The sequence below is a fragment of the Marinilabilia rubra genome (genome assembly GCF_003121985.1).
Classification (GTDB): Bacteria; Bacteroidota; Bacteroidia; order Bacteroidales; family Marinilabiliaceae; genus Marinilabilia; species Marinilabilia rubra.
The window spans coordinates 56,036-78,344 of the sequence record NZ_QEWP01000003.1; the positions used below are offsets into that span (position 1 = coordinate 56,036).

Consider the following 22,309-nt stretch of genomic DNA (forward strand, 5'->3'; position numbering starts at 1 on the left):
TTTATGAAGTTGTGCAAAGATAGGACTTTTTGACAAAAGCAGAGAGCAAGTAAGCAGAGAGCTTTAGACAAAAAGAATATATTGCTAAACTCCAGGGGGCTTTAGATAAATCAGGCAGAACTCAACACCCCGTCTTCTTCGTTCATAATTGGTCCAATATCCTTTCATACTCTTCACTTAGCAATCCTATCTGCAGCATACACTCTCTCCATGCACTGTGCTCTATGCACCATAGGCTACCTCCAGTTTCACCGCCTCTGGAAAAAGAATATTATTCTCGAGGTGAATGTGACGATGCAGGTCTTCCTCAAACTCCTGCAACGTGCGCATGGTCACTTCGTAGGTATTGCAGCCGTCATCCGGAACCTGATAACCTTTTGTAATTTCAGAAATCGTTTTGAAACGATTACCCTCTGCATCGTGCTCTGCAAACATCACTTGTATGGGAGAATCTACTCCCTGGAGCTGACTAAGATCTACTTTCTCACCCTTTTTTGCGGCCACCAACTTCCTAACCTGGGGGAAAAGCACCAGTTCTTCTTTCATCAGGTGCATACTCAAATTCTCTGCACTCTCGAAAAACATTTTCTTTACATCTACCAGCTCGGGATGATTTTCTCCATGAACATCGGCCAGTTTTTCCAGCTTGGCCTTCAAAAAAGGAATTTTCTCCTTTACATACGTGTGATGTCTCTTTTCAATGTAATCGGCCAGTTGATCCAACTCCAGACTTTGAATAAAACGGGCATCAAAATCCTCCTCCTGCATCAGAGTCTCCAGTTTGGGAATCAGCTGATCTACCTCCACCGAAGCATTTTTGCAAGCTTCATCCAGAGTAATGTTACCGCCACAGCAAAAGTCAATATTATGATTCTCAAGAACAGGTGCTGCTTTGTAATTCTCCTTTACAATGTCTCCTACAATGGTATTTTCATCTATTTGCATAGCGTCTTGTTTTAATGATTGATGATGCAAATATAGAGTTTTTGTTTAAAAGGACAAGGGGGTCTTTTTATCTTTTAAATATGTGTTAAGATGGGACTCAAAAAGAATACTCCCAGAAACCGGGCATAGGCCAACCTTACCGGAACAATGGCGCAACAGGTGCCGGTAGAAAATCAAATCCATTGTGTTCCGAATAAATTGTATTCCTGTTTCCCTTTAATCTAACGAACTGTTGTATCTTTCAAGCGTCAAAAAATGCAACATTTACAGGCGATGGAGACCAAACAATTTTACAAACAGCGAATAAAGGAAATTAACTCTCACCTAAATAAACTCAACAAATATTTAAGGTTTACACCGCCCGCCCGGCTGCTCTCATTTGTAGGCCTGGTGGCAATGGGACTGTGGTTGGTAAAATCAAGATTTGATGACACTTACCTTTTGCTTTCGTTATTATTTCTTGTGCTGTTCATTTTGGCAGTTGTGTGGGACCTAAAACTGGCACGCAAACAAAAAATGCTCAAAGCCCGGTTAAAAGTCAATGAAGATGAACTGAAATACCTGAATCATGAATATAAAAAGTTCGATGGCGGAGGAGATTTATCCGAGCTTAACCCCGAATTATCGGGCGATTTTGATTTGTTTGGTAAAGGCTCCCTTTTTCAATATTTGAATCGCACCATCACCCGGCCGGGACGGAATCTGCTGGCCAGTCAGCTCTCTCAACCGGAAAAATCAGCAGAGATCATTGAAGCAAGGCAGGAAGCCATTCGTGAACTTTCAGAAAAAAACACTTTTCGTGAAGACTTCAGAGCTTATGGCGCGCTTGCAGGAATTGAAACCAACGAAGCAGAGCGCCTGGAAGAATGGTTGGACACCCCCGTCGATCATAGTTTATGGATCAAATGGGCAGGTTGGCTGTGGCCGGGTTTTCTGACCGCCTTGATTATTGGAACCATCTTTGACTACCTGAATTCCTCACTGCTAATCGTTCCAATTTTTGGAGCCTTCTTTCTGACAGGCAGAAAAAGCAAAGCCACCCAACAAGCTCACGACCAATTGGGTAAAAGTGCTAAAACCCTGCGAAAATACAGCCAATTGTTGGCTCTAATAGAGAAATTTAAGGTTACCTCTTCGTTCTTGGTCAGTTTACAAAAAACAGTCAACAGTTCTGAAAAGAGATCCAGTGAGATATTGAAGAAGTTATTTTTGCTTCTGGAAAAGTTTGATTACCGCCTGAATATGATCATGGGGTTTGTTCTTAACGTGCTTTTCCTTTTCGATTTCCATATGATAATGGCATTAGACAGATGGAAATCCCAACACAAAGATAACGCCAGGAAGTGGTCCTCTAGCCTTTCTGAAATGGACGCCCTAATTAGTATGGCCACATTTGCATTTAATAATAGCAGCCATACCATCTTCCCTGAAATCAGAAACGGAGAATTTACTTTCGAGGGCAAAGACCTCAGGCATCCACTGATTCCATTATCAGAAGTTGTAGGAAATGACCTAAGTTTTTCGGGGCAACCCAATATACTGGTCATCACAGGGGCCAACATGGCCGGAAAAAGTACCTTTTTAAGAACCCTGGCTGTCAATATGATTTTGGGGATGAATGGGGCTCCGGTTTGTGCCCGCCAAATGAGTTTTACCCCATCCGATGTCCGCTCCAGCATCAACATTCGCGATTCTCTGGCCAAGCATGAATCCTACTTCTATGCCGAATTGCAACGGCTTAAAAGCATCGCAGAGTATGTGAAGAAGAATCCTAAAACTCTTGTTATCATGGACGAGATATTGCGGGGCACCAATAGCCTTGACAAGCACAACGGCTCCTACGGCCTGCTAAAAAAACTGATCAGCCTGAATGCAGTTGTTTTAATTGCCACCCACGATTTAGGCATTGGAGAGTTGGAGAATGAATATCCAGGGATCGCCACCAATTATTGCTTTGAAGTGGAATTGGTCCAGGATAAACTTGCTTTTGATTACAAATTAAAACCGGGTATCAGCCAAAAGCAGAATGCCTCATTCCTGATGAAAAAAATGGGTTTAACATCCAGTGACTAAAAAGATCTTCAACAACTCAAAAGGCCCGTTTTAAAAGCTTAAACCTACAATCGTGGATTAAAACTCAACTCTGCTTCTCCCTTCTGCCCGATTGTTTGTTACTCTTATCCTCTCCCAACAGCCACCCGTCAAGAATAGGTTTACATTGGTTGCGTTTTGGCTTAATTTTACTTTTCAGGTTGTTCACAATCTGTCATCAAGTGCCATACTTTTAAAGTCAAAATTCTATGCAATCATATACTGCTTTCAAACGGCTTCTTTTTGGAATCCTAGTGTCCCTATCGGGTTTATTGACCAATGCTCAGAATGTTTCATTAAGCATTTCAGATGCTTCAATCCTTGAAGCAGGAGGGGTTGCGACCTTAACAGCTACTTCTGACATCATTAGCTTGTCTGACATTACAGTGAATCTCTCTTTTTCAGGAACTGCCACCAACGGAACCGACTATACTTCTGATAACACAATAATTATCCCCGCCGGAGCCAATAACGGCACAACAGATATAACGGCCCAGGAAGACACCCAGAATGAATTGGAAGAATCCATAATCATTGATATTTCTTCTGTTGTAAACGGAACCGAAAATGGAACCCAGCAAGCATCAACGGTCATTACTGATAACGATCCGGAACCGACTGTTTCCATTTCTGCGAATCCTGTTTCTTTTGGCGAAAATGGAGACTCTTCCACAATCACCGCAACTTTATCCAATTCAACCTACCAACCCATTACCGTTACCATTGAGGCTGTCAACGGAACCGCTTCTGATGCCGATTATGACCTTACCAGCACGGAAATTACTATTGCTGCGGGAGAGCTGACAGGCACTACTTCCATTTCAGGATCGGATGATGGCATTTCTGAAGGCAGCGAAACGCTTTCCATTGACATTACCGCCGTTTCGGCCGGAGCTACCGAAGATGGTACGCAAACTCAGCCACTGACCATCACCGATGATGATGGCATTCCTACCGTTGCAATTTCCGCCAGTCCCACTTCTTTCTCCGAGAACGGTGGGTCGTCTATCATTACCGCTACGCTATCGGGAGTAGCTTCCCAACCCATAACCGTTACCATCGAGGCTGTCAACGGAACCGCTTCTGATGCCGATTATGATCTGACCAGCACGGAAATTACCATTGCTGCAGGGGCGACTACCGGGACGACTTCCATTTCAGGATCGGATGATGGCATTTCCGAAGGCAGTGAAACGCTTTCCATCGACATTACCGGCGTCTCTGCCGGAGCTACCGAAGATGGCACGCAAACTCAGCCACTGACCATCACCGATGATGATGGCATTCCTACCGTTGCCATTTCCGCCAGTCCCACTTCTTTCTCTGAGAACGGGGGGTCGTCTACCATTACCGCTACGCTATCGGGTGAAACTTCTCAGCCAATAACCGTTACCATCGAGGCTGTCAACGGAACCGCTTCTGATGCCGATTATGACCTTACCAGCACAGAAATTACCATTGCAGCAGGGGCGACTACCGGGACGACTTCCATTTCAGGGTCGGATGATGGTATTTCTGAAGGCAGCGAGACCCTGTCCATTGACATTACTGCCGTTTCGGCCGGAGCTACCGAAGATGGTACGCAATCTCAGCCACTGACCATCACCGATGATGATGGCATTCCTACCGTTGCCATTTCTGCCAGTCCCACTTCTTTCTCCGAGAACGGGGGGTCGTCTACCATTACCGCTACGCTTTCGGGAGTAGCTTCCCAACCCATAACCGTTACCATCGAGGCTGTCAACGGAACCGCTTCTGGTGCCGATTATGATCTGACCAGCACGGAAATTACCATTGCTGCAGGGGCGACTACCGGGACGACTTCCATTTCAGGGTCGGATGATGGCATTTCCGAAGGCAGTGAAACGCTTTCCATCGACATTACCGGCGTCTCTGCCGGAGCTACCGAAGATGGCACGCAAACTCAGCCACTGACCATCACCGATGATGATGGCATTCCTACCGTTGCCATTTCCGCCAGTCCCACTTCTTTCTCCGAGAACGGTGGGTCGTCTATCATTACCGCTACGCTATCGGGAGTAGCTTCCCAACCCATAACCGTTACCATCGAGGCTGTCAACGGAACGGCTTCGAATGCCGATTATGACCTTACCAGCACAGAAATTACTATTGCTGCGGGAGAGCTGACAGGCACTACTTCCATTTCAGGATCGGATGATGGCATTTCCGAAGGCAGTGAAACGCTTTCCATTGACATTACTGCCGTTTCGGCCGGAGCTACCGAAGATGGCACACAATCTCAGCCACTGACCATCACCGATGATGAAGGCACTCCTACCGTTGCCATTTCCGCCAGTCCTGCTTCTTTCTCTGAGAACGGGGCGTCGTCTATCATTACCGCTACGCTATCGGGTGAAACTTCTCAGCCCATTACGGTTACCATCGAAGCAGTGAACGGAACGGCTTCTGATGCCGATTATAATCTGACCAGCACGGAAATTACCATTGCTGCAGGGGCGACTACCGGGACGACTTCCATTTCAGGGTCGGATGATGGTATTTCTGAAGGCAGCGAGACCCTGTCCATTGACATTACTGCCGTTTCGGCCGGAGCTACCGAAGATGGAACGCAATCTCAGCCACTGACCATCACGGATGATGAAGGCACTCCTACCGTTGCCATTTCTGCCAGTCCCACTTCTTTTTCTGAGAACGGGGGGTCGTCTACCATTACCGCTACGCTTTCGGGTGAAACTTCTCAGCCAATAACCGTTACCATCGAGGCTGTCAACGGAACCGCTTCTGGTGCCGATTATGATCTGACCAGCACGGAAATTACCATTGCAGCAGGGGCGACTACCGGGACGACTTCCATTTCAGGGTCGGATGATGGCATTTCCGAAGGCAGTGAAACGCTTTCCATCGACATTACCGGCGTCTCTGCCGGAGCTACCGAAGATGGAACGCAATCTCAGCCACTGACCATCACCGATGATGATGGCATTCCTACCGTTGCCATTTCCGCCAATCCAACTTCTTTCTCCGAGAACGGGGGGTCGTCTATCATTACCGCTACGCTATCGGGTGAAACTTCTCAACCCATTACCGTTACCATTGAGGCTGTCAACGGAACCGCTTCTGATGCCGATTATGACCTTACCAGCACGGAAATTACTATTGCTGCGGGAGAGCTGACAGGCACTACTTCCATTTCAGGATCGGATGATGGCATTTCCGAAGGCAGTGAAACGCTTTCCATTGACATTACTGCCGTTTCGGCCGGAGCTACCGAAGATGGCACGCAATCTCAGCCACTGACCATCACCGATGATGATGGCATTCCTACCGTTGCCATTTCCGCCAGTCCCACTTCTTTTTCTGAGAACGGGGGGTCGTCTATCATTACCGCTACGCTATCGGGTGAAACTTCTCAGCCCATTACCGTTACCATTGAGGCTGTCAACGGAACCGCTTCTGATGCCGATTATGACCTTACCAGCACGGAAATTACTATTGCTGCGGGAGAGCTGACAGGCACTACTTCCATTTCAGGATCGGATGATGGCATTTCTGAAGGCAGCGAGACCCTTTCCATTGACATTACTGCCGTTTCGGCCGGAGCTACCGAAGATGGCACGCAATCTCAGCCACTGACCATCACGGATGATGAAGGCACTCCTACCGTTGCCATTTCCGCCAATCCGACTTCTTTCTCTGAGAACGGGGGGTCGTCTACCATTACCGCTACGCTATCGGGTGTAGCTTCCCAGCCCATTACGGTTACCATCGAAGCAGTGAACGGAACGGCTTCAAATGCCGATTATGACCTTACCAGCACAGAAATTACCATTGCAGCAGGGGCGACTACCGGGACGACTTCCATTTCAGGGTCGGATGATGGTATTTCTGAAGGCAGCGAAACGCTTTCCATTGACATTACCGGCATTTCGGCAGGAGCCACTGAAGACGGGGAGCAGTCTCAATCGCTCACCATCACCGATGATGAAGGCACTCCTACCGTTGCCATTTCTGCCAGTCCCACTTCTTTTTCTGAGAACGGGGGGGCGTCTATCATTACCGCTACGCTTTCGGGTGAAACTTCTCAGCCAATAACCGTTACCATCGAGGCTGTCAACGGAACCGCTTCTGATGCCGATTATGACCTTACCAGCACGGAAATTACTATTGCTGCGGGAGAGCTGACAGGCACTACTTCCATTTCCGGGGTGAATGATGAGATTTCCGAAGGCAGCGAAACGCTTTCCATCGACATTACCGGCGTCTCTGCCGGAGCATCGGAAGACGGAACGCAATCTCAGCCACTGACCATCACGGATGATGATGGCATTCCTACCGTTGCCATTTCAGCCAGTCCCACTTCTTTCTCTGAGAACGGTGGGGCGTCTACCATTACCGCTACGCTATCGGGTGAAACTTCTCAACCCATAACCGTTACCATCGAGGCTGTCAACGGAACGGCTTCGAATGCCGATTATGACCTTACCAGCACGGAAATTACTATTGCTGCGGGAGAGCTGACAGGCACTACTTCCATTTCAGGATCGGATGATGGTATTTCTGAAGGCAGCGAAACGCTTTCCATTGACATTACCGGCATTTCGGCAGGAGCCACTGAAGACGGGGAGCAGTCTCAATCGCTCACCATCACCGATGATGAAGGCACTCCTACCGTTGCCATTTCTGCCAGTCCCACTTCTTTTTCTGAGAACGGGGGGGCGTCTATCATTACCGCTACGCTTTCGGGTGAAACTTCTCAGCCAATAACCGTTACCATCGAGGCTGTCAACGGAACCGCTTCTGATGCCGATTATGACCTTACCAGCACGGAAATTACTATTGCTGCGGGAGAGCTGACAGGCACTACTTCCATTTCCGGGGTGAATGATGAGATTTCCGAAGGCAGCGAAACGCTTTCCATCGACATTACCGGCGTCTCTGCCGGAGCATCGGAAGACGGAACGCAATCTCAGCCACTGACCATCACGGATGATGATGGCATTCCTACCGTTGCCATTTCCGCCAATCCGACTTCTTTCTCCGAGAACAGTGGGTCGTCTACCATTACCGCTACGCTATCGGGAGTTGCTTCACAGCCCATTACCGTTACCATTGAGGCTGTCAATGGAACCGCTTCTGATGCCGATTATGATCTGACCAGCACGGAAATTACTATTGCTGCGGGAGAGCTGACAGGCACTACTTCCATTTCAGGATCGGATGATGGCATTTCCGAAGGCAGTGAAACGCTTTCCATTCACATTACCGCCGTTTCGGCCGGAGCTATCGAAGATGGCACACAATCTCAGCTACTGACCATCACGGATGATGAAGGCACTCCCACAGTTTCACTAACAGCCTCCCCCAACTCAATCAACGAAGGTGCAAGCACCACTATCACTGCTACTTTAAGCACTGCAGCATCCGAAGAAGTAATTATTACGCTCTCAGTTACAGATAACGAAACTGAAACCACTGATTATTCCCTGGAACCCACAACTATCAACATTCCTGCAGGGAGCTTGTCTGAAGATGCAGTCTTATCTTCTACTAATGATGACATGTTTGAAGCAGATGAATCACTGGATGTCTCTATTTCGAATGTTTCCGGAGGATCAGCTTCATTTGGTACACCTTCTTCCCAAACCATAACCATTATTAATAATGATCCTGCCCCAACAGTTTCCCTTTCTGCGGGTACAAATCCTTTTGATGAAGGCAGCAACACCATCATTACAGCAGAACTTACCAATCCTACAGAAGACAATGTAACAGTAACGCTTCTGACTACAGATAATTCAACCGAAACAGGAGATTATTCACTGAGTTCATCTACCATCACAATTACCGGAGGTCAGCTTTCCGGAACCACCACTATAAATGGTGCAACAGATAATCTCTACGAAGGGGATGAAACTTTTGATGTGGCCATATCCGATATCTCAGGTGGATCAGTTTCTGAAGGAACGAACAATTCCGTTTCACTTACTATTACCGATCTGCAGTCACCACCCACTGTTACCCTGGAGGCTAATCCGCTCACAATCGGTGAGGATGGCACCAGTACCATTACAGCCCGGGCTGACGTTGCAACAGAAGAAGGTATTTCGGTTACAATTGAAGCCGTCAATGTATCAACAGATAATCAGGACTACGACCTTACCTCTACCTCAATAGCAATTTCTGCAGAGGAAACAGAAGGCTCAACAACACTGGAAGGGGTTTCAGATGAAACTTACGAAGGGGATGAAGAGGTAAGCATTTCCATCACAGCTCTTGATGAGGAATCGGCACAGATAGGTGACCCACAAAGCGTAACCATCACCATTTCGGATGATCAGACTGCACCGACTGTAACATTAAGTGCTTCTCCTGTTGAGTTCAACGAGGGACTAAGCAGCACCATCACTGCCACTTTAAATACGGCCGCAGCTGAAGATGTTACGGTTACTCTCTCTGTAACAGATATCGATACCAGTTCGGAAGACTATTCGCTAAGTTCTACAACGATTGTAGTGCCGTCGGGCAGCATCGAAAGCAGTGTAACCTTATCAACAGTTGCGGATGAAATCTATGAGGGTAATGAATCGTTGTCCCTCGCCATCTCTGGAGTTGACGGAGGATCAGCCACTTTAGGGGCATCAACATCTGTAACATTGACCATCAACGACGATGAGGCTGCTCCCCTTGTGACAATTAGTGCAGATCCGCAGACCATCGGAGAAGGTACCTCAACAACAATTTCAGTTATACTCTCAACAGCCACCGATCAAGACGTTTCGGTTTCACTAGGTGCTGTTAATTCAACAGCGGCCAGCAATGATTACACGTTAAACGCCAACACGATCACAATTTTAGCAGGCAACCTGAATGCTTCATCAACTCTTGACGCGGCAGATGATGCTATTTTTGAAGGCAACGAATCACTGAGTTTGGAAATAACAGATGTGACCGGAGGAAGTGCCACTGAAGATGGCGATCAATCAGTCTCTATTTCAATTGAGGACAACGAAACTGCTCCAGTGGTCTCATTGAGTGCTTCCCCCCTCAACATCCCGGAAGATGGCACCAGCACTCTGACAGCCATATTAACCACCCTAACGGATCAAGATGTAACAGTTACTGTAGCACTGTCAAATGGGAGTATTGAAAACGAGGATCTTTACCTCAGTTCAAACACCATTGTTATTCCCGCAGGAGAACCATCCGGAGAATTAACGATCCAGGGAGTTTCAGACAACATTTTTGAAGGCAATGAAACATTCGATATTGAAATCACGACCACTTCAGGGGGAGGAAGCACTGAGGACGGTGATCAATCGGTAACCATCATCCTGGACGATGATGAGTTGCCCCCCGCTGTAACCCTTTCAGCCTCTCCGCTCTCAATACCTGAGGATGGAAGCAGTGTGCTGACCATTTCACTAAGTAACCCTACCTTTGAGGACGTGCTCGTAAACCTTAATGTGACAGGTGGGTCAGCAGGAGTGAATGATTTTAACCTGACTTCCGGCTCTGTGACAATCCCGGCAGGCAATATTTCTGCCACTGCAAGGTTGGACGGGTTGCCCGATGCTCTTTATGAGGGGAACGAAGATGTCAGCATTGAAATAACAGCCGTGGGCGGAGGTTCTGCCACGGAAGATGGCACACAATCGGCCTCCATATCAATTGAAGACGCACAGACGATCCCCTTAGCAAGTCTGGAACTGACCGGATCTCCATTTTCGGAAGATGCAGGGACAGCAAATCTGATTGTAAGATTGAACCATGCCTCCGTTGAAAATGTGCAGATCGAACTGCTTTTTGATGGAACAGCCTCCACAAGTGATTATTCAGGGGCCACCTCCTCGGTTGAAATTCCGGCATTTAGTACTGAAACTACTATCTCTTTGACAGGTGTCGACGATCAGGAAGCCGAAGGTGAAGAATCCATCCTGGTTTCAATTGAATCGGTTACCAATGGCGTTGAAGATGGAAACCAAGCTGTAAATGCCACCATTCTTGATGACGATGTAGTTGGCATAAAACCTGCGATCACGGGAGGCAGCACAATCACTTCTGAGGCTGGCACATTCGACAATTTTAACGTCATGCTCAATACCCAGCCGGCCTCTGATGTGGTCATTGACATAACCGGGGTTGACAATTCCGAAGGTACAATAAGTCCTTCCACCCTGACGTTTACGCCCGATAACTGGAACGAAAACCAAATCGTTACGGTCACCGGAGTGGACGACAATGAAGTGGATGGCGATATTTCTTACTCACTTACTCTTGAAGTTGTCAACAACAGTTCTGATCAGGCTTACCGCAATGTTAGCACAACCGTTGGCGTCACCAACACAGACAACGATGCAGCCGGGTTCACTCTGGGTATCACAAACTCCGGCACGCACACCACTGAAAGCGGAGATTCAGATGTGTTTTCACTGGTTCTCAACAGCCAGCCCACTTCTGATGTGGTATTTATCATTTCAGGTCTGGACACCACGGAGGGCACCCTGAGCACTGATGAAGTTGTTTTCACATCAGCCAATTGGAACCAACTTCAAAATATCACTATAACAGGCGTTGACGATGACCTTGTAGATGGTGACATAACTTATACCCTAACCGTTTTGGTAAATGATGCACAATCGGACGCCACTTACCATGGGCAAAGTCAAACGCTTGAGGTGGTCAATGGGGATGATGATTCGGCAGGTATTTCAGTGTCCACTTCCGGAGATAATACTCAAACCTCTGAAGATGGGACAACGGACAGCTTCGAAGTAGTCTTAGATAGTCAGCCTGAATCTGATGTGGTTATCGGACTTTCAGGACTGGATGTCAGCGAAGCAGTGCTGAGCTCAACCCAACTGACCTTCACTCCTGAAAACTGGAGTCAACCGCAATCAATTAGCCTGACAGGTATCGACGACGATATGGTAGATGGCAATATTAGCTATACCCTTACATTAGCAGTAGATGATGCCCTTTCCGACCCCGGATACAGTGGCCAATCTGTTAGTATTACCTCGACCAATACAGATAACGATGTGGCAGGCATTGCCATCAGTGAGAGTGAAGGAAACACCGTAACCAGTGAAGATGGCAGTTCCGATTCATTTGACGTATCACTGACCAGCCACCCTGAATCATACGTGGTTATCGACATCATTGGCTTAGACAGCTCTGAAGGAAGCCTGGAGTCTAATGAACTCATTTTCTCCCCTGCCAACTGGAACCAGGTTCAAACAGTCACAGTAACAGGAGTTGATGATGAGATTATGGATGGAGACATTAGCTATACGCTTAATCTTTCTGTGGATTATGATAATTCTGATGACACTTATGACGGCATTACAGAATCGGTTGAGATAATCAACACAGATAATGAAACCGAAAATCAGTCCCCAACACCTGTTGCCGATGAATTCTCCATGGATGAAGGAACCATTCTTCAGGGAAGCTCTCTTCTGGCTAACGACTCCGATCCCGACGGGGATGAGATCAACATAAACCTCTCACCTGTCATTGCACCTACTCATGGTAGTTTGGATATTTTTAGCGATGGTACCTTTACCTATCAGCCTGACGACGGATTTACAGGAAGTGACAGTTTCGAATATGAAATTTGTGACAGCCGCTCATCGCAGATCTGTGCTACAGCAACCGTTACCATAACAGTGCTGGAAGTTGATCCCGATCCTGACAATGATGGCATTCCAACTGACAAAGAAGGTGATGGAGATGCCGACAACGATGGCATTCCCAATTATCTGGACCCCGATTCAGACAATGACGGCATCCCTGATGCAGAGGAACCTGATTTCGACTGCGATAACGATGGTGTAACAGACCGGTTAGATCCCGATCCATGTTTCAAAGTTAAAGAAGCCTTTTCTCCCAATAATGATGGAATTAACGATGGGTTTGTTATTCCATGGACCAGCCAGTACGACAAAGTCAGTCTTGTCATCTTTAACCGATGGGGCAGCATAGTATTCTCTTCAGACAATTACCAGAATGACTGGACAGGGGAGGCCTCCTCAGGCATAAGCAAAGGCAAGGGATTGCCGGTTGGAACTTACTATTACGTAGTGACCATACACGACATTAACAAAAGAATAAGTGGCTATTTTTATCTCAACAGATAAGATAGCATGAAGCAAATTCTCTCAAAGGGTTAAAGACTAACATTATGAGTCAGATAAAAAAACAAATACCGATAATGGCTTTTTTTGCAGCTGCACTGGTGTTTCTGTTCCCCTCAGAAACAAAAGCCCAGCAAGAACCTCAGTACACGCAGTATATGTTCAATCCCGTATCGGTAAACCCGGCTTATGCCGGCACCAGAAATGCTTTGAACATGCTGTTCCTCTCCCGCCTGCAGTGGTCGGGCATGGAAGGTGCACCACGTACTTATGATTTCACAGTTCATACCCCTCTAAACAATTACAAAATGGGGCTGGGTTTGTCCGTAATTTCCGATAATTACGGACCGGTAAAAAATCTGTACATCAATGTCAGCTATTCCTACCGGGTAAATATTTCCGAAAGTATGATGTTGTCGATGGGGATAAAAGGAGGAGTCTACAATTATCACGTAGGACTGGCAGACCTTTACACCGGGATTGCTGAAGCAGATCCGGCATTCAGCAAAGACATAGAACAAAGTTTTAAACCCAATGCAGGTTTTGGCATCTATTTATATACTGATGATTTTTATTTTGGAGCATCCGCTCCCAAGTTAATTGAGACAAAATTAAATGGAGATCAAACCACCACAAGTACCGTTGGAGATTTAAAACGCCACTTCTATCTAATGACCGGAGCTGTGTTTGACCTGGGGCCCGAAGTCAGATTTAAGCCCTCTGTCATTACCCGAATGGTAGAAGGCGCCCCATTCTCAGCCGATGCAGCGGCCCAATTTCTTTTCAAAGAGAGGTTTTGGGCAGGAGGCAGTTACAGATTGGAGGATGCGGTAGCAATACTGGCCGGCTTTCAGATCAACAATCAATTGATGGTAGGCTATTCATATGACATTCCAATATCTGATCTTCAACCTTTTAACAACGGGAGCCATGAAATTGTTATAAGTTATGATTTTGACCAATTTGTAAAAGATAAACTGGCATCCCCCAGATTTTTCTAATTTGACGGTAACAGGCTTTCAATTTCCTCATTATGAAGATAACAACTCAAACAAATAAAACACTTTTTACCTTCTTTATCATTATCATTTGCTTTGCCGGACAGGGTTTTAGCCAGTCTTCCCGTGAGGCCAATACTCCCTCCGAAAACCGAAAACTTCAAAAAGCACAGGAAGCCATTAAAAATATGGCATATCAGGAAGCCATTCAGATTTTCGAAAAACTCCGGCAAAAAGGAAACCTTTCGGACTCCGGAAAAGAGGAACTGGCACTTACTTATCTAAAAACCAACAACCCGGAAAAAGCAGAGGATTTATATTTTTCCATCGGCCTCAAATTCCTGAGCACTGAACATCTTTTTAATTATGCACGGGCTCTTCGTTACAACGGCAAATATGAAAAGGCCGACAGGGTTATATCCAGGTATCTTGAAAAACGCCCCAACGACACAGAGGCTAAGGAGTTTCAGAACTCAAGTGCGGAAATTATGGAGATAAGGTCCAATTCAAGATATACCATCGAAGAAGTTGGTTTTAATAGCGAGGAATCAGACTTCGCACCACTCATTCAGAACGGAATCCTGTTTTTTACCTCTGCCCGTGAGGTCAATCCGATTATAAAAAGAAGAACCCCTCAAACCAGGTCGCCTTTTTTGAATATTTTCCGTGCAGATAAACAAGGCGACCACTTTGTTAGCCCTGAGTTGTACTCCTCCGATTTACGGACGATTTACCACGACGGCCCAATCTGCTTTAATACCACAGGAACTGAAATATTTATAACCCGAAACCGGTTCCATTCTGTATTCAAAAAAGAAGGAAAAGACGGCAATAACCCGCTTTACATCCTTCGTGCCCTTAGAAAAAACGACGGCAGCTGGAGCACGCCTACCCAGCTTCCCTTTAATTCCCCTGATTACAATTGCGCCCATCCTTTTCTAACAAGGGACGGGAAACGCTTGTTTTTCACATCAGACAATCCTGAAGGGTATGGTGGTTCAGACATCTTTTTTGTTAACAGGACCAAAGACGGATGGAGTAACCCCATAAATGCCGGGGCTAAAATCAACACAAAGGGTGATGAGATGTTTCCTTATATTGATGAAAACGGACGTTTCTATTTTGCATCCAATGGGCATCTTGGCCTGGGTGGCCTCGACATTTTTGCAGCTGAAATTGTAGATGGCATCTTAAAAGTAAAAAATGTCGGATACCCTGTCAACTCTGAAAAAGACGACTTCTCTTTTTTTCTGGAAGCTGATACAATTCACGGCTTCTTTGCATCAAACCGTCCGGGGGGAAAAGGGAGTGATGACATCTATCGTTTTAAAATTGAAAACCCCATCACATTCATAAAGCCCCCAAAAGCAATTCATTACAACGGCCTGGTAATCGATCAGGAGAAAAAAACCCGGATTCCGGGGGCCATTGTTGGTATTCTTGACAGCACTGGCACTTATATAAAGGAGGTTACAACGAACAGGGCAGGCCTTTTTCAAATTCCGGACTCCATTTCCGGGAAGATCACCGCTATTGCCGCCGTTGAACACTATTACCCATATGAAGAAACTTTTTCACTAAAAAGCCTCACAGATACCATAACCTTAGCCATGCGCCCAAAGCCGGTTTATGGCATTACAGGTACCATCTATGATAGTGAGAAAAACCGGGCTCTTTACAATGCCGAGCTTCGAATTGTCTCCCCCGGATATGAAACTGATACCGTTTTCACCAACAACGAGGGAAAATTCCGCGCCAGGTTAAATCCCTATTCGACCTACAACATCACCATTTTGAGGCGAAATTATTTTCCGAAAAAATTGTCCTATTCAACAACCGGGTTGGACCCTGGTTATGTAAATCTAGATCAATCCGTTAATCTGACTCTGGAAAGGGCGAAAATTGGTGATACCGTTCAAATAGGGGTTGACTATAATGGAATCGAATTAATGTCTGAAAAGAATCCGGGACTGGATGACTTGTACCTGTTTCTGAAAGAAAATCCCGGAATCAGAATTGAATTAGGCGCCCACACTGACTCCCAAGGTGACGCTTTAGACAATCTGAAGCGTTCAAGAAAAAGAGCTCAGTCGGCAACCGATTATCTTACAAATAAAGGCATAGCTCCTATTCGAATTGCCCCAAAAGGTTATGGCGAAACCCAGCTGAAGAACAACTGCAAAGATGGTGTTCCATGTTCAGAATCTGAACATAAGGAAAATGAAAGAACAGAAATTAAAATTTTGGAGATGTAGATTAATCAAAGGCCGGGTGTTTTTAACATGAAACAATGTCCATTAAAAACCGGGAAAAGAAAGCAGGAACTAATTACAATAGATCGTTAGTCCCGAATGCTTCGGGATAGATATTAGATGTAAGATAAATATTATAAAATTGAAAACCTGCACATTAGCCCAAATCAAAATATACCTATAAACAATTGATTTCAAATGCATTGTAAAAGTTCAACAAAGTATTATGATTAACAAATCTTTAATTAGTGCCCGTCTATAAAGTCGGGAAAGTTTGTAAAAAGTCATGTGTCTGGTCAGAAAGTGCCAGTTGCAAAGCCTGCCCCGATTTATCTTCGGTGGCTTGCGAAGCCCGAAAATACGCAGTCCCTATCCTTAGGGATGAGTAATTTTCGGGCAAGCGTAACGCGGTAAATGGGACTGTATGAACACGCACTATTTATAATAGATCGGTAGATTTCAAGACACCTGACTGACGGCAGTCAGGTAATATCTAAGACAAATTATATTTCTTGAAATTCCGACCCACAACACAAAAAACCCCACTCAAACAACTGAATTTAATCATATTGCAAAAACAACAACAAAGAATTGTCTTTATTCTGATTAAAAAAACATTATTACCATGAAAAATCTTCTTACAACTGACTTCTGGTCAGGAATATCACAAAAAGCCCTTGATTGGGGAATAAATGAGTTACCTGGGATCATCATTCTTATTCTGGCTCTTTTCATCCTGCTTAAAGCTGCAAAATACTCAGTAACCCGTTTTAAGCGGTTATTTCTTAAAAGAGCAGAAAAAGACGAAAACATAGATGTAACGGAAGCTGAAAAACGCATAAATACGCTTTCAGGAATCATTCTGGGAGGGACCCAGATTACATTAATGACCATATTTATAATAATGGTTTTGAGCAAATTTGGTCTCAACATAGGCCCGCTACTGGCAAGTGCCGGTATACTTGGTTTAGCCATTGGCTTTGGCGCACAAGAGCTGGTTAGAGATTATATCACCGGTTTTTTTATGCTTCTGGAAAACCAAATAAGAACAGGAGACGTGGCGATAATAAACGGAACTGGTGGCCTGGTAGAGAAAATAGAGATGCGAACCATCACTTTACGTGACTTCAACGGTACAATACACATATTTCAGAATGGAAAAATTAACACTCTTTCAAATATGACCAAGGAATGGTCGGCCATGGTCTTCGACATAGGTGTTGCTTACAAAGAAGATGTAGATCAGGTAATGCAAATAATGAAAGAAACGGGCGATGAATTACAGAAAGATCCGGAAATTGGGCCTGACATTATTGAACCAATTGAAGTATTCGGACTTGATAAGTTTGGAGATAGTGCTTTGGTTATAAAAGCCCGCCTGAAAACCAAACCAATTAAGCAATGGAATGTAGGCAGGGAATATCGCAGGCGCCTTAAAATTGCCTTTGACAGGCAAAACATTGAAATACCATTCCCACACACTACTGTTTATTGGGGAGAAGAGATTGATCCTTTAAAACTGAGCATGAGCCAACACTCAGAACAAGAAAACCAATAAATAAGTATTTAACAATATTTGAAAACCATTTATCTGCATTTTTCCAGGTCCGGACTTCAAACTCTTTTAAGAGTCTGTGATCCGGACCCTTTCATTCAATTAGTTTGAATCTAAATAAGAACAATTTCCATATTCTATTAACTATAAAAAGTAATTTTTCATACTTTTGATAATTAATATTAAAATTTACAATTATTCATCCCGCCCTAAGGGAAAAGTGAAACATTAAAAAACTAACCCCATGTCAAAACATTTTTTAATTACCCTAACCTTGCTCTCCGCTCTTGCCGTCTCTCTATTCGCTGCAAAAGACCCCATTAGATTCGGAAACGTTTCAAAAGAAGAATTAAAACAGGATGTTTGTCCCATCGACTCCTCCGCTGAGGCTATGGTTCTATGCAACTATGGTGAATTTCGCGGTGATGACTTTTCTTTCGTTCAAACGAGGCGCCTGAAGATCCTAAAAAAGGATGGAACTAACCGTGGAAACATTTTTGTTTACGGTGCCGATAATGCCAATGTCAGAGGTTTTACTTTTAACCTTGTCGATGGGAAGGTTGAAAAAACCCGGTTAAAAAACAAATCTGTATTCAGGGAAAGAGTTACTTCCCACCGCTACAGGTACAGGATTGCAATGCCCAATGTAAAGAAAGGCTCAGTGGTTGATGTGGAAATCCGGTACAATGGATTGCCTTCAAATTTCTATTTCCAGGAAGATATACCGGTCATGCACAGTGAGCTGATGATCTACCCATCTCAATATGTAGATTTCCGTCAAAATTTTGTAGGCTTCGAACCCCTTGAAACAAGTGAACCTAACCATTTTGTTGCCAAAAATATGCCGGCATTCAAGGAGGAACCCTATATTACTTCCCGTGAGAATTACATCACCAAAATGGAGCTTGACCTGCTTAAAATTTCATTCCCGGGTCATTACGAGTCATTCACAACCGATTGGAAAGCACTTAGAAAAAGACTAATGGAGGCTGAATACTTTGGCCAGATTCTAAGACGCAGCAATGGCTACCTAAGTGATTTGGAAGAAAAAATAAGCAAAGAACTGGGAGAAGATGCACCTGACCTGGAAAAAACCAAGGCTGCTTACGAGGCCATCAAAAAAGTAAAGTGGAATGGCGACATAAGTCTCACTCCTAACCATAACATGCTTGGTTCGGTTTTCAAAGACGGCACGGGCAATTCTGCCGAAATCAACTTCATGCTGCTTCACCTTTTGGAAAGACTGGATATTAAAGCCAGTCCGGTTGTTATGAGCACCCGGAGCCATGGCATTTTAAATCCCTTTTTCCCATCTCTTGACAAATTGAACTACGTAATTGTTTGTGCCAACATTGATGGTAAAAATCACCTGATGGATCCAAGTGATGAGTTAATGCCTTTTGGCATGTTACCCAACAGATGTATCAACGGAAAAGGAAGACTTGTCAATGAAGAAAAAACTATTAGCGTAAATTTGAATCCCGGTGGCAAAGAAAAATCCGTTGTGGTCTATAATCTGAAAATGACACCGGAAGGCCATCTCAAAGGAACCAGAGGTTTTCAAGGAACTGAATACGCTGCGTACAAATTCAGGAAACGATTCAGAAGACACAACAATGAGGACGACATCAAAAAGAGTCTTAAAGAAGACTATCCCAATCTGGAAGTGGATTCCATGGACATCTCCAATTTAAAAGAGACAGATAAAAGCCTGAAGGCCAACTACGAAATCAATTTAAAGAATCAAGTTACCGTGATGGACACACTTGGTTTCTTAAATCCATTTTGTCTTGAAAAAATAGCAGATAACCCTTTTAAGGTTAAAGACAGAAAATATCCGGTTGATTTTGCCTATAAACGTTCGAAAAGTGTGGTAGTAAGAATTCAACTTCCTGAAAATGCCAGCATCTCCGAAATCCCGCAACCACAAAAAATTATTCTTCCGGGCAATTCAGCTGCTGCCACTATATTGTACCAGGGAGCAGGTAATATATTAACCGTGCAATATCAAATGCAGATCAACAAAACCATGTTTTTGCCTGAAGAATATCCTTATCTGCAGAAGTTTTATGATGAAATCATTAAGAAACAGGAAGAACCTGTGGTCTTAACATTTAATTATTAACATCTTAACCTTGAATTCCCAAAATGAAACATCTAAAAAATACCTTAATAATTTTACTGTCCGTTTTTTCGGCACACACTGCCCTTTTTTCCAAAAATCCGGAATTTCCTATTTCAGATTTGCCGGATAAATTTCAAAGCGGATCAAAAGCGGTAGTTCGAGAAGCTTCCTTGACATTAGAAATCGAGGGACCTGATAAAGTTATTGAACACCACAAGGAGGTGCTGACCATTTTTAATGAATCCGCCTTTAGAAAGGCCTATTTTACGGCATTCTACAGCGACTTTATAAACATCTCCGACATTGATATTGAAATCTTTGATGCCAGTGGCGAGAGAGTTCGGAAAGTCCGAAATTCAGATATTCGGGATTTTAGTGCCATCGACAATGGGACCATCTTTAGTGAAGCGCGTGTAAAAGCCTATAAGCCGGACTACAAGGAGTATCCTTTCACCATTGTAAGCTCCTACCAGGTAAAAAGAAAATCGACATTCTTTCTTCCCTGGTGGACACCTCATTATGGAGAGGATGTGCCAGTCCTGAAAAATTCTTTAAAGGTTATTTATCCAAAAGATTACAATCTGCGATTCAAAGAATACAATATAACTGATATAAAAGAAGAAGCCATAACGGATGACACAAAAACCCTCGAATGGACCTTCAAAAATTATATTCCGGAAGATTCAGAACCATACGCTCCCCTCTTTCCTCAAACTCTTCCGACTGTTTATTTAGCCCCCGGCATTTTTGAGCTCGACGGAAAAGCAGGGAGTATGGAATCATGGGATTCTTTTGGACGGTTTATTGCCGGATTAAACAGCGATCGTCAGGAATTGCCTGAAAAAACCATTGCAGAGGTTAAAAAGTTAACCGCCAACCTGGAGAGCAAAAGAGAAAAAGTAAAAGTTCTCTACGAATACATGCAAGGAAGAACCCGGTATGTAAGCATACAAATGGGCATTGGCGGATGGCAGCCTTTTGAGGCCGAGGTGGTGGACGAGATGGAGTATGGGGATTGTAAAGCTTTATCAAACTACATGAGAGCACTGCTACTGGCTGCCGATATTGAGTCCAACTACACTTTGGTAAGAGCAGGCTCACGCCCCGTTCCTCTAGATCCCGGTTTCCCCTGTAATAATTTCAATCATGCAATTCTTTCGGTACCTCTCCCACAAGACACCATTTGGCTGGAATGCACGTCTCAGTATCAGCCTTTTGACTTTCTGGGCTCTTTTACCGATGGTCGAAAAGTACTAATGATTGAGAACGGAAAGGGCAAACTAACCACTACTCCTGTTTACACAGAGCAAAGTAACATCCGTAAAACCCATGGTGAAATAACGCTCGATGCAGGAGGCAATGCACAGGTAACCTCAAAAACCGTTTACAAAGGAACCTATTATGATGATGTGTCACCACTGGTTGACTATATGGATGAAAAGGACCGCAAAAAAGCCATAACAAAATCATTACATATGCGCGGTTTTTCTTTAAAAGGTTTTTCCCTGAAACAACAGAAAGAGGTTACTCCTTCCATTGAAAGAACCGTAGATTTCTCGGTAGACAACTATGCAACATCTATGGGATCCAGAACATTTCTTCCAGTCAACACTTTTAACAGGTTCACGGATGTCCCGATAAAGCTGGAGAATCGGAGATGGCCAGTATTTATTCAACGCGGATGGCATGAGACAGATTCGTGGACCATTGCCATTCCGGAGAACACAACGGTACAAGCAAAGCCTGAGAGCATAGCCATTCAAACACCTTTTGGCCTTTACCGCACATCAGTAGAAAAAAAAGAGGAACACCTCTTTTATACCAGGGAGTTCATCGTCAGAAAAGGAGAGTATCCCCCTGAAAAGTACAATGAGTTTCGCGAGTTCCTGGCTAAAGTAGCCCGGTTTGATCAACAAAAATGTTTATTGTCTAAGAAGTAAGGAATTAATCATATTTTGGAAAGTTCATAAAACATATTAACAATACTACGGTAAGCTTTTAAAACAGGCTATTAAAGACACATTTGCATTATAACCCAGGCCAACAGCATCATATGGCTTATCCATTCCGATGGTTCTGGACTAACGATCTATTGTATTAAAGTAGTTTAGCCTAAAAAAAAGCCGGAAAGTGTTTTACTCTTCCGGTTATTTCAATATTAAGGCTCACAAAATCAATACATTTAACACTAAATTTCAGTAACCTATAAACAAAAACAGTAAGTT

At 44.4% G+C, this 22,309-nt stretch carries 8 protein-coding genes; 7 read left to right on the forward strand and 1 reads right to left on the reverse strand.

Annotation, left to right across the window (positions count from 1 at the left end; all coding sequences use genetic code 11):
- Nucleotides 1-222 precede the first annotated feature (222 nt).
- Entirely contained in the window at nucleotides 223-945 is a 723-nt protein-coding gene (gene ric / locus DDZ16_RS04905; RefSeq protein ID WP_109263325.1) for an iron-sulfur cluster repair di-iron protein, read from the reverse strand.
- A gap of 255 nt (nucleotides 946-1,200) precedes the next feature.
- Here ric and DDZ16_RS04910 point away from each other — a divergent pair, with 255 nt between their 5' ends.
- The 7 genes from DDZ16_RS04910 (at nucleotide 1,201) to DDZ16_RS04940 (ending at nucleotide 22,024) form a co-directional block, all read left to right on the forward strand.
- Nucleotides 1,201-3,018 (forward strand): MutS-related protein, encoded by a 1,818-nt coding sequence (locus DDZ16_RS04910; RefSeq protein WP_109263326.1) that lies wholly within the window; start codon nucleotides 1,201-1,203, stop codon nucleotides 3,016-3,018.
- A 227-nt stretch (nucleotides 3,019-3,245) separates the two neighbouring features.
- A complete protein-coding gene (locus tag DDZ16_RS04915) occupies nucleotides 3,246-13,157 on the forward strand; it encodes a Calx-beta domain-containing protein (protein WP_109263327.1) in 9,912 nt (3,303 codons plus the stop codon).
- Nucleotides 13,158-13,201: 44 nt separating this feature from the next.
- The gene (locus DDZ16_RS04920; RefSeq protein ID WP_232526556.1) at nucleotides 13,202-14,155 is read left to right on the forward strand and encodes a PorP/SprF family type IX secretion system membrane protein; all 954 of its coding nucleotides are present in this window, start codon (nucleotides 13,202-13,204) and stop codon (nucleotides 14,153-14,155) included.
- A 32-nt stretch (nucleotides 14,156-14,187) separates the two neighbouring features.
- Nucleotides 14,188-16,407, forward strand: a complete 2,220-nt coding sequence (locus DDZ16_RS04925; RefSeq protein ID WP_109263329.1) for an OmpA family protein — start codon at nucleotides 14,188-14,190, stop codon at nucleotides 16,405-16,407.
- A gap of 622 nt (nucleotides 16,408-17,029) precedes the next feature.
- Nucleotides 17,030-17,962 (forward strand): mechanosensitive ion channel family protein, encoded by a 933-nt coding sequence (locus DDZ16_RS04930; RefSeq protein WP_109263330.1) that lies wholly within the window; start codon nucleotides 17,030-17,032, stop codon nucleotides 17,960-17,962.
- 241 nt (nucleotides 17,963-18,203) lie between these two features.
- Nucleotides 18,204-20,084, forward strand: coding sequence for a hypothetical protein (locus tag DDZ16_RS04935; RefSeq protein WP_109263331.1), 1,881 nt, complete (start codon nucleotides 18,204-18,206; stop codon nucleotides 20,082-20,084).
- A gap of 23 nt (nucleotides 20,085-20,107) precedes the next feature.
- A complete protein-coding gene (locus DDZ16_RS04940; RefSeq protein WP_109263332.1) occupies nucleotides 20,108-22,024 on the forward strand; it encodes a DUF3857 domain-containing protein in 1,917 nt (638 codons plus the stop codon).
- The last annotated feature ends 285 nt before the right edge of the window (nucleotides 22,025-22,309 follow it).